We start from the raw sequence: 11,959 nt of genomic DNA, 5'->3' as shown, positions 1-11,959 counted from the left end.
CCTATCTCTTTATCTTTTTTAAGATTAATTCTTTTATTTCCATTAGTTCTTCAACCTTGAATAAATAACATAAACCAAGATATATAGCTGCCCCAATACTCGCTCCAAGTAATAGGATTGCAATTGAATTAAATTTATTTTTGAAGTAAATTAATAACGTTAAAAGTGCCGTTCCCATGATTATTGAATTCATTATTATTATACTCACTTTTTTTAATATCTCTGTTATGTTAAAGCTTTTTTCTAATTTAATTATATTTATAAATAAGAGTACCGATGTTACTATCATAGCTATAACTGAAGCTAATGCTATTCCCATAATACCTATATACTTAGATAAAGTTATGCTAAATATTATGTTAATCACAACACCAATTATACCATTTATTGCTGTTACTTTTGTCTTTCCACTGGAGAATAAAGTTGAATTTAAAATATCTCTTACTCCTGTAAAGAATATTCCTGCTCCATACCCTAATAATGCAAGTGTTGTAATATTTATTGCATAACCAGTAAACTCACCCCTAGCATATACAATTGTTATTATATCTCTACTAAATATCATAACTCCAACACTAATTGGAATTAATAATATAGATAAATATATGATTGATTTCTTTAAAATCTCTAAAAACCCAGACACATCTCCTCTATTTCTCATATTAGCCATAAGAGGATATGCTACGCTGGTAACTGATGTCGTTATAATTGCATTTATAAAAACAATTAACTTCTGCGCATAATTTAAAGCTGAGACTGAACCATCTGGCAGCTTCAACGCAATATACTGATCAACAGCCATATTTAATGAGTTCGCTCCTGCTCCAATAATTACTGGAAGAATCAATACCATAATCGCCTTTAATCTATCATCTTTAAAGTTTATAAAAAGTTTATATTTATACTCGTGTGTAATCAACGATGGTACCTGAACTGCTACTCTGAAAAAATTTCCTATTACATTGGCAATGGTCAATCCTAAAATATCATAATTCCTAAACAACAATAAATATAATATCATAGGCAAATTAAAAAACAATCCTAAAATGGACGGAATTACAAAATCTTCATTTACTTGTAATAATGCTGTAAAACATGCATTAACCGATAAAAATAATATATTCACAAGTGTAATCCTTAATAACTTTATTGCAATTAGTCCTGTTTCCTCAGCTGGCCCCAGTATATGGACTATTTCTTTCGAAAAAAGGCTTGTTATAACAAAAAGAAAGAATGATATAATAAAAAGTATGTTTATTATATTGTTTGCAAAATCGTACATCTCTTTTTGTCCCTTTTCAGCTCGAACTTTACTAAGCATTGGTAAAAATGCAGTTGAAATTGCAAGTCCAACTAAAGTAAATATTGTTTCTGGTATAGACACTGCAATATTATAAGCATCAGTATATATTCCAGCACCAAAATTTTTAGCAATAAGCATGTCTCTGGCAAAACCTAAAAATCTACTAATCAATGATACTATCATTATTACAAATGTAGATTTTATTAAGCTACTTTTTTGTTTCATTTAATCACCTATTTATTTCTGTGTTATAATGTTCAGCTTTTCTATTAAGCACTAATCTGCTTATTCCTATATTTTAATACTAACAATAAAAACTTAGGAATAGCCATTAATCTCTTTATTCTAAAAGGTTCTTTCGCAACTCTGTATAACCATTCTAAGCCTAGAGATATCATCCATTTGGGTGCCCTTTTGAGCTCACCTGCAAATATATCAAAAACACCACCAACACCCATAAAAATATGCACATTTGAATTTCCAATAATTTTTTCAATAAATATCTCTTGCCTTGGGGAACCCATTGCAACAAAAACAGCCCATGGATTCCCACTTTTTACATCTTCAATTATATCACTACAGTTATTTAAATCAAAAAAACCATTATGAAAGCCAGATATCTTTAGTTTAGGAAACTCATTCTTTATATTTTCAACACATTTCTTAATAGTTTCCTCTTTTGAACCTAATAAATATATAGATCTTTCTTCTAAATTTGCTTTAATTAATATCTCTCTAAAGACATCTATTCCTGCTATCTTTTCTTTAACGGGTTCTCTTAATATCTTCGAGGCAATAACAGTTCCAACCCCATCAGGTATAATAATAGAACTTTCGCTTTCAAAATTCTTTTTAAGCACAGGACTATTTAATCCATTAAAGAGAACTTCTGGATTTCCAGATATTATATTTACCTTTTCAAAATTTTCAATATAGTTCATTAAAGCAGTTTTGTCTCTATTAAAAATATTAAAATCAAGTATTTTTGTAAACATATCTATCTCCTAAATCTTAGGCAATGCACACTATATAATTTACAATTAGTAATTAAGGGTTAATAACAAATAAAAAACTATGTTAACCCAAATTCAAAATTGAAAACATACATCACCATGTTTATTTTACGGTTCTATTTAACATTTGATCTATTTCTACTACTATATCATCTTCTGGAGCTATTTTCTTTGCAAGTTCTAAATGAATTTTTGCTTGCTCTTTGTCTCCTAAGTTTATATAACACATTACTATATTAGTACAAATTTCAACTTCTTTAGAAGCTTCAAATGCTTTTCTAAAATATTTTATTGCTTCCTCATATTCACCAATGCAAGCATAATTCATTCCAAGCTCATTAACTGTTTCAAGACTTCCTGATTCTATAGTAAGACTTTTATTCAAGTAATGAATAGCTTTATTATAGTTTTCAATTCTTCTATACCCAACACCTAGATAGTAATAAACTAAAGGATTTTCATTAAATTCTTCACTTAGTGGTAATAACAATTCTATTGCTTTCTTAGGTTCGTCTTTTAAATATTCAACAGCTTTCTCAAAATGACTTATATTAGTAATATCGCCTATTATCTTATCAATTTCATCTGTTTTTTTGCCACCCTTATTTATATACTCATTTATTTCCACTTCTGCACCTTTATAATCACCATCATCTTTGAGTATTAGTGCATTATAAAGATGTGGTTCTGGAGATTTTTCAAACTTTTCCTTAAATTCTTCAATATCCTCTAATAAAATTTCGGAAAATCCAGAATCTTTTTCTCTTATTGTCTCTCCTACCGCTAAAAGCCTAGTTAAAATTTCTTCTTCTCTTGTATACCTATAAAGACCTTTTAGCAGAAGATAAGCATCTTCTAATCTATTTTTCTTTATTCTATCCGCAATTAGACTCTTCACACATTCTTCTGCATCTGGTATATAAGATAGAATTTTTCCGTAATCATCATTATATTTAACATTTTTATCTGCTCCAAAAGTAATAAATATACCCTCAACAAAGTAATATATAGGCAGGTTACTTAACTTAACTTCATCGTTAACATTAGATACAACATAATCCGAGCTTATAGGCAAATACAGATCATCATTCTTAAAGTTAACATCTTCTGGTATATTTAGACTTCTTTTAAACCCTTCTTTATTCATTTCTAAAAATAATAATTTACTTAATTTATCTTTATACATTGTCTTGTAATTACTCATTTTACACCTCTTGTTTAAATCTCACTTTATAGATATCCAACTCTAGAACTTACTTTATATGGTAGCTTATCAAAATCATAAATATTTTGGTTCCGAAAAGCTATGAAAATATTGTTGAAGCTTCTAAGCAGCTGGTTGTATCCACTTTAGCATGCTCCAACTTTCAGTTTAACAAGCTAAAATGGAACAACCTACAGCTAAGAACCTTTAACAGCTCATTTTCAAATGTTTTCTCCACAAATATATTTATGATTTCTAGTGAAGATACGAACTTAAAGTTTTAGCAACTTAGTGAATATGTTCATCTAATAAGTCTAAGTTATATGTTAAAGATCTAGTAAATATGTTTACCTAACAAGTAAAATATTTAATTATCATTATCAATACTTAATCAATTTATAATTCTAAAATTAAGAATGCACAATTATTGAGCAGATTTCCCAGGAAATTTGTAATAATACAATTCTATAAACTTCTTAAAGGCATTTATTTCTTAATTGTTCAGTATACATTAATTTTATTAATTGTTTAAGTATTCATTAATAATAATTGGTAGACATTCACTTTTTGATTTCATAATTAAAGAAATTGCTATCACCAAAAGATGATAGCAATTTATAAGGAAACTCGACTCACATTCGTTCGCTGAGTACTCACAGAGTAAGCGGCCATCATCAAATCGCGGATTTAGATGTCTGCTTAACTGATCAACACAAAATCATAGATTTTGGCTCTCCACTTATGGAAACTTAGCTTAATTGTGAATTAATTATTTCCATTACTTTTTCTTTAAATGTAGCAATATCTTTCTCAGCATTGTCTAAGCTGTTGCTCTTAACTGCTAAATAAACTTTCATCTTTGGCTCTGTTCCTGATGGCCTTACTACAAAATATGAACCATCTTCTAAGATGTACTTTAATACATTTGACTTAGGTAAGTCAATAGGAGCCTTAGTGTTATTTACAGTGTTTTCCTCAACACTTAATTTGTAATCTAATCTTGTAATGATTTTCACACCGTTAACTTCACTTACTGGATTATTTCTTAATGCTTCAATGCAGTTTGCTATCTTTTCTTGGCCTTCTTTTCCTTTTAATTCTAATGATACAAGAGTTTCTTTAAAATATCCATACTTTTCATATAAATCTATTAATGCATCGTAAAGACTCTTTCCTTGTTCTTTATAATATAGGCACATTTCACATACTAACATTGCTGCAATAACAGCATCTTTATCACGTACAAAGCTTCCAGCAAGATATCCATAGCTTTCTTCAAATCCGAAGATATAGTCTCTATCTCCTGCATCTTCAAATTCTCTTATCTTTTCTCCAATGTACTTAAATCCTGTTAATACATCCATAAGTTCAATATCAAAATCTTCAGCAATACTTCTAGCACCTTCTGTTGTTACTATTGTTTTAATTATAACACCATTCTGTGGCAATTTATTAGTTTCTTTCATTGAACTTAATATATAATTAGTTAATAGTAATCCTGTTTGGTTACCAGTCAATACCTTGTATTCTCCAGTGCTATCTTTAGCTACAAGACCTATTCTATCGCAGTCTGGATCAGTTCCAAAAATTATATCTGGATTTTCTGTTTTAGCCATCTTTAATGCTAATTCAAATACATCAGGATTTTCTGGATTAGGATATGATGCTGTTGGGAAATTTCCATCTGGTGCTTCTTGTTCCTTAACAACTTTAACATTACTATAGCCTAATTCTTTTAATACGGTTCTTACTGGAACATTACCAGAACCATGAATAGGAGTATATATTACATTTAAATTGCTGGCCTTTTCCTTAACTAAATCTGTTCTTATAGTCAAGCCTTTAACTTTTTCGTAGTAAACCTTATCTACATCTTCTCCAATATATTTTAATAGCCCTTTCTCTAAGGCAACATTTTCATCAATACTCTTAATTTTTGAGAAATCATCTACCGCTTTAACAGAGTTAATTATCATTTTTGCTTTTTCGTCTGTTACTTGGCCGCCAAATTCATCATAAACTTTATACCCATTATAAATCTTAGGGTTGTGAGATGCAGTAATTACTATACCACCACAACATTTTAATTCTCTAACTGTAAAAGACAATACAGGAGTTGGTCTTAAATTTTCATATAAATATACTTTTATATTATTTGCACATAAGTTAAGTGCAGCTGCTTTTGCAAATTCCTTAGACATATTTCTTGAATCATATGCAATTGCAACTGAAGGATCTTTAAAATTATCATTTAAGTAATTAGCAAATCCTTGAGTAGCTTGAGCAACAGTATATATATTCATTCTATTGCTTCCTGCACCTATTACCCCTCTTAATCCACCAGTTCCAAAATCTAAATCTTGGTAAAATCTATCTTCAATCTCCTTTTCGTCAGATATGCTCTTTAATTCATTCTTAGTTTCCTCATTAATAAAGTCAGAGTTAATCCACACGTTATACTTTTCCTTATAATTCATTTTCTGATCCCCTCTCTGTGTTTTTTCTCCTATACATTATACAATATTTATCCATAATATAAAAACACTTTTATATATTTTGCATCATATATAAAAACCTGGATGCTTTGCCAAGCACTTTTCCCTTCTAATCTATAATATTAACTGCAATAATTAAAATTATCATAAAATATATCTTTGAAACAAGATCCCTTTTCATAATAATTATAAATTACTGTATATACTCTAAAAAAACAAAAAATCAACCATCTAATGCTCAATTAAAATGGTTGATTATAATATTTAAAATCTAACTCTGTTTATCTATAATTCTATTCTGTTCCTTCTTCCTTAGCCTTTTCTTCTTCACTTATTGATCCTATAACCGTTGATAAATCATCTAAAACTTCAATTCCTTCAGCAAATTTTAGATCTTTAAAAGTATAAACTGTCCCGGCTTGTCCATTAGAAACATCTAATTCAACATCCTTTGGTAAATCTTTTGCTTTACAAGATACTTTTACTAAATCTCTTTGAGTTTGTAATATTAATCCTTTGCTTTCTAAAATGCCTTTACCAACAATCTTAATTAAGACTTCAGTATGCATTATATCATTTGCTGCTACTTCTTCAAAATCAACATGAATTGCTTTATTTCCCAAAGCATTCCTTTGAATTTCCTTAATTACAGCGTTTCCTTTCCTTCCATCAAGATTAAATTTTACTATTCCATGCTCTCCACTAGCCGAGATTTCTTTTAGTAATGCTGATTCATCTAAAGTAAATATTTCATTTCCTATTTCTTTTCCATAAATCACACCTGGAATCTTGCCTTTTCTTCTTACCTTTCTAGCACCATGGCTAGCTGTTTTTATTCTTTTAGTTAAATTTAATTCCTCCATTATAAGTACCTCCTAAAAATTAATTTTCATTTTCTTATAATTATCTAATTCATATTTTAAAAGTACACATTCACGTTGGAATAAAATAAATAGGCCTATTGCATTTACAAGGTCTAATAGTTTTTCTAATATTAATTTTATCTGAAGAATTATGAAAAGATAAAATCAAGTTAGACTTACAATTAAACATTTAAAATCGCCTCTAATATTTATTGAATTTTTATTTTCGTAATCTAATTACAATTTATATTATAGCACTTAATTACCAATTAACACAAAAAATAACAAGTTATAGATTAATACAATAACTTGTTATTTTTATAAATTTAGTTTCTTTCAATTCTAACTTTACTCCCACCCATACCTGATTCTGCAGGAGTAATCATAAGTTTCACTGGTACTCTATTCTTTATTGCTTCAACGTGGCTTATTATGCCGACCTTTAATTTTTCATTATGAATCCTTTCTAGCGAATTCATAACAACTTCAAGTAGATCATCATCTAAAGTACCAAATCCTTCATCAAGGAAAAATAATTCTAATGGTGCTGTTCCCTTAAGCTGAATCTGTGCTGATAATGCCAAAGCTAATGATAAGGATGCTAAAAATGTTTCTCCTCCTGATAAAGTAGTAGAGTCTCTTTTGGCTCCACCATTTTTATAATCTCTAATTATAAATCTGCTATTGTCATCAACCTCTAGTCCATAATTTCCATGAGTTATCTCTTTTAATCTCTTAGATGCTTCAATTGAAACATACTTAAGCTTGCTTACTGCTACAAACTCAACAAATTTCTTTCCCTTAAATAACTTTTCCAAATCACCAAGAAGAGCCAATTTATGTTCTAGTTTCATCTTCTTATCTAAGAGATCTTTCTGTTCTTCCAGCTTATTTTTTATGTTTTTTAATTCTTCATCTACCTTAATTTTGTTTTCATTAATTTCATTGAACTCTTTTTCTTTAATATCTTTTAAGAGTTTTATTTCTGTATATTCTTCTTCACTTAACTCTTTACCATCTATTTTATTAAGTAAACTTTCAATTGCTCCATTCACTTTTGACACTTCACTTTTATAACTTTCTACTTTTAATTTATAATCATTAATTTCTTCTTTTCCAATTATATTTTTTTTGACATCGTCAAGGGAATTAAATCCTTCACTGTCTATTGCAACTTCTAACTGAGCTTCTTCATCTTTTTTTCGTTTACTTAATTCCTTATATTTACTGATTGCAGAAATTAACCTTTCATTGTTTTCATTAAATTCTTTCTCTATTTTATTTTTATTGTTTTCACTTTCCTTAAACTCACTATTAATATTTTCAATATTCTCCTGAATTTTATGTAATAGTGAAACCAGATCATCTGCATTATCAACCTTATTCTTTATCGCTTGTATTTTTTCTTCTTTACTTTTTTCGTAACTACTTAATTCTGTATTATATTTAGTTAAGTTTTCTTTTACTAAGATTACTTCATTACTTAAATTTTCTTTATTCTTTTCTAATTTTTCTATTAGCTCTCTATTAGATTTAATAACCTTTGATAATCTTTCTCTCTCTTTTTCAACGGCTTTAATTTCTTCGCTTTTTTTATTAAAATCACTTACTAATGTCTTTGCTCTTAGCGAATCCAATCTATTTTTTAGAATATTCAATTCTTCTGTATTTTCTGTAATACTCTTTTCCAAATCTTCAAGCTGTCTTTGGTTAGTTCTAACTACTGCTCGTAATTCATTTATTTCTCCAGTTTTAATATTAATTTCATTCCTTAACCTATTAACACTTTTTTCAAGTTCTTCCTTATCTTTAGAATAACTTTCTAAAGCTTTTTCTAAATCTATAAATCCCTGCTTTAACTCTTCCAAAGTTTTTTCCTTAAACTCAGTTCCGAGCTTTTCAATTTCTTCGAGATTAACTTTAATTTTTTCGTTAAAACTATTTACCTTAGTTTCACCTTGAGTTATTTTACTACTAATAATCTTTATTGAATTTTCTTTTAGTTTTATTTTTCCCTCTACATTCTTCACATCTTGAACTTCAAATATCCTAATATTTTCTTTCATATGATGAGTCGAACCACATACAGGACATGTATCTCCATCTTTAAGTTCCTGTCTAAGAGTATGTGCTAAATTTTCTCTCATAATCTCCTTTTGAGTATTTTTTATTTCCTCTAGTTCTTTTTCAAGTTGCTTTTCTTCTTCTCTTCTACTTAATATATCTATTTGTAAGTTTTTTATCTCTTCTCTAGAGAAATCTATTTCTTTGTTCAGCTTTACATAACTGCTCCATTTTTGCTCATTTTCCACTACTAACTGTTTTAAATTAACTAAATCTTTTTGTTCACCTGGCGAATTTTTAAGTAAAAACTCATGTTGTTTCTCTTTATCTTCCAAACTCTTTTTTTCTTTATCTAAAACTTCTCTTAAGGCTTTTCCTTTAAGTATAGTTTCACTATTTTCTTTTTCAATAACTGCTTTCTTTTGCTTATCCTTAACTAGAATTCCATTTATTTTTTCTAACTTTTCTTCTACAATTATTCCTTCTTGAACTGCCTCTTTTAAGCTTTCTTCAATTTTCAAATTATCATATGTTTTTTCGTCTTCTTTTATTAGTTTATTTTTATTACTTATTTCTTCTTCTATTTTAATGAGCTCACTCTGTATACTATTATTTTTAGCATCACATTCTTTAATTTGTGCCTTTAATAAATCTATTTTATTTTCTATCTCACGTATCAAATTCTTTTCTTCAATAGCATCTTTAACTTTTTGTTCCTGCATCATTAATTGAGGAAGTTTATTCTCTTTTTTATATTTTGCCATACACCAAAGTTGCTCGATTTTTTCTTTTTCTTCTTTTATATTATCTATCTTTAATTTTAATTCTTCTAGCTCAACCTCATTTTTATCAAAGGCTTTTCTAGTGCTTTCAAATGCATTTAAATAAGGTAGCACCTTTGCGCCTGCTTCACCTAGCTTTATCTTTTCTAGATATGAATTTATCTTTTCCTCTTTTTCCTTTAATTTTTGTTCTTTATTTTTATACTCTAATAAATCAAGCTGTAGCTTCCATATTTCTTCATTTTCTTTATGCTTCTTTTCTATTATATCTAATTCCTTTTTTAAATCTTCCAGATTATTTTTTAATTCATTAAACGAATCTTCCTTTTCTTTTAATTTTTCTTGACTAACATCGCTGTATCCGCTTAATTGTCCCGCTAAAATATTGCTATCAGTTCGCTCTTTGCTTATCTTTGCACTAAGTTTTCTGGATAAATTGTCTCCAAATTGTTGAAGGTTAAACAACCTTTCAAGCATATCACGCCTATCTTTGCCTTCAAGTTTTAAGAATTCACTAAACTTCCCTTGAGGTAAAACAACAGTTCTCGAAAAATCTTCTAAATTAAGACCTACTATCTCCTCAACTTTCTTATTTATAGTTTTAACTCCATCTGCTAAAATTTCTTCTTCTGAACTTGTTACTTCAACGATTTTACATTTTCCAGAGCTTATTCCACCATCTTTTTTTCTTTTAAACTCCCTGTCAATGATATATTTTCTTATTTCACTACCTGATATTTGAAACTCAAAATTTACATTTAATCTGTCACAATTAGTATTTATAAAATTGGAGCTTTTTCTTGATACATTTCCATATAATGCTAGAGTTATTCCATCTAATATGGTTGATTTCCCACTTCCAGTTGGTCCAAAGATTCCAAAAAATCCTCTATCTGTTAATTTATCAAAATCTATAATTTGTTCATCCATGAAGCTATTTAAGCCCTTAATCCTCAATTTGATTGGTCTCATCTGTTCCACCCTCTTCGTTTATAATTGATAAAAGCAATTCCATAACTTCACCTTCTGGAGGAGTGCCCCTTTCTTTAAGATAAAACTCCTTAAATATTTCCTCAAACGATTTTTCACTTAAGTTTAATTCACGCTCTTCTTCCAATCCTTTAACCTTAGGCATTATCTCTAATATATCTGCTTTTAATTCTTTCATTTGTTTTATTTCATCTTCTCTTATGTATCTATCTGTACTTATTTCTAAATACACCCAGCAATCTTTATCTTTATTTTCAGCACATCGTAATATTGCATCTTCAATACTTGAGCATTTCCAAATTTCTATTGGTTTATATACCCTTAAGTTTATTTCTTGTATGTCACATTCTTCATTAGCTTTTGCATCAACTATATAACATCTCTTTTCAAAGCTAATCTCTTTTTTATTATAGTGAATTGGTGACCCACAATACCTTGCTCTTTTATCCGTTCCTGGAACTATTTGTGGTTTATGCACATGCCCTAATGCTATATACTGTGCTTCCTTTGGAAAACAACTTCCATCTACTATATAAGCACCTCCTAATTGAATGCTTCTTTCAGAGCCACCTTCCTCACTTCCCATTGCAAATAGATGCGATATTATAAGATTAATTGTATCTTCTCTAAAATGACTTTTTAATGAATTGAATAAAGAAAATATCTTATCACTATAGGATTTAGCTTTTTCCTCTTCATCTTCCATATAGTTATAGATAACTTCATTCAGTCTTTTCTCACTTGGATAAGGCACAGTTAAGATAACTGCTTTTTCACTATTAATTTCAACTTCCACATACCCTTCTCCTGATGACAAAACTTTATGTTTCCCATACTCACCACAAGGAACTATAGTTTTTGGTGTTCCAACCATAATGATTCCATGATCACGAGCAAGTGGACCTGCCGCAACCAATCTCTCTGGATTATCATGATTTCCTGATATAACCAAAGTAAGTCTCTCCCCATTTTTCGATAGTCTCTTTAAAGTATCATAAAACATTTTTTCTGCCCTTGCCGGAGGGTTTGGATTATCATAAACGTCTCCCGCAATCATTATTAAATCTATATTATTATCTTCTACAATCTTAACAAAATCATTTAAAAACTCTTCCTGCTCATCCATTCGGCTTTGTCCTTCTAAATTCTTGCCTAAATGCCAATCAGCTGTATGCAATATTCTCAAATTATATCTCCTCCCATTAGGCCCAATTTATATTTACATTATAGCCTACTTAAATAGAT

General features: G+C 28.9%; 7 protein-coding genes. All 7 read right to left on the bottom strand.

What is annotated here, in order from left to right:
• Position 1: 1 nt before the first annotated feature.
• Positions 2-1,528 (bottom strand): murein biosynthesis integral membrane protein MurJ, encoded by a 1,527-nt coding sequence (gene murJ, locus F3K33_RS05185; protein WP_039769809.1) that lies wholly within the window; start codon positions 1,526-1,528, stop codon positions 2-4.
• 44 nt (positions 1,529-1,572) lie between these two features.
• A complete protein-coding gene (locus F3K33_RS05180; RefSeq protein ID WP_023975252.1) occupies positions 1,573-2,298 on the bottom strand; it encodes a WecB/TagA/CpsF family glycosyltransferase in 726 nt (241 codons plus the stop codon).
• 121 nt (positions 2,299-2,419) lie between these two features.
• Positions 2,420-3,520: a tetratricopeptide repeat protein gene (locus F3K33_RS05175; RefSeq protein WP_023975253.1), complete on the bottom strand. Its 1,101-nt coding sequence runs from the start codon at positions 3,518-3,520 to the stop codon at positions 2,420-2,422.
• Positions 3,521-4,269: 749 nt separating this feature from the next.
• The gene (locus F3K33_RS05170) at positions 4,270-5,997 is read right to left on the bottom strand and encodes a phospho-sugar mutase (RefSeq protein ID WP_017212720.1); all 1,728 of its coding nucleotides are present in this window, start codon (positions 5,995-5,997) and stop codon (positions 4,270-4,272) included.
• 311 nt (positions 5,998-6,308) lie between these two features.
• On the bottom strand, positions 6,309-6,878 hold the full coding sequence (locus F3K33_RS05165; protein ID WP_039769806.1) for a 50S ribosomal protein L25: 570 nt from the start codon (positions 6,876-6,878) through the stop codon (positions 6,309-6,311).
• Positions 6,879-7,204: 326 nt separating this feature from the next.
• The gene (locus F3K33_RS05160) at positions 7,205-10,696 is read right to left on the bottom strand and encodes an AAA family ATPase (protein ID WP_023975254.1); all 3,492 of its coding nucleotides are present in this window, start codon (positions 10,694-10,696) and stop codon (positions 7,205-7,207) included.
• On the bottom strand, positions 10,671-11,900 hold the full coding sequence (locus tag F3K33_RS05155; protein WP_039769804.1) for an exonuclease SbcCD subunit D: 1,230 nt from the start codon (positions 11,898-11,900) through the stop codon (positions 10,671-10,673). Before F3K33_RS05155 ends, F3K33_RS05160 begins: the two co-directional genes overlap by 26 nt.
• Positions 11,901-11,959: the final 59 nt, after the last annotated feature.

Source organism: Clostridium beijerinckii (genome assembly GCF_008705175.1).
Taxonomy (GTDB): Bacteria; Bacillota; Clostridia; order Clostridiales; family Clostridiaceae; genus Clostridium; species Clostridium beijerinckii.
This window is presented reverse-complemented; position numbering and strand designations above follow the sequence as displayed.

Bases quoted from the DNA above. Each gene is read 5' to 3' on its own strand.
- murJ (WP_039769809.1), bottom strand. From the start codon at position 1,528: ATGAAACAAAAAAGTAGCTTAATAAAATCTACATTTGTAATAATGATA.
- F3K33_RS05180 (WP_023975252.1), bottom strand. From the start codon at position 2,298: ATGTTTACAAAAATACTTGATTTTAATATTTTTAATAGAGACAAAACT.
- F3K33_RS05175 (WP_023975253.1), bottom strand. From the start codon at position 3,520: ATGAGTAATTACAAGACAATGTATAAAGATAAATTAAGTAAATTATTA.
- F3K33_RS05170 (WP_017212720.1), bottom strand. From the start codon at position 5,997: ATGAATTATAAGGAAAAGTATAACGTGTGGATTAACTCTGACTTTATT.
- F3K33_RS05165 (WP_039769806.1), bottom strand. From the start codon at position 6,878: ATGGAGGAATTAAATTTAACTAAAAGAATAAAAACAGCTAGCCATGGT.
- F3K33_RS05160 (WP_023975254.1), bottom strand. From the start codon at position 10,696: ATGAGACCAATCAAATTGAGGATTAAGGGCTTAAATAGCTTCATGGAT.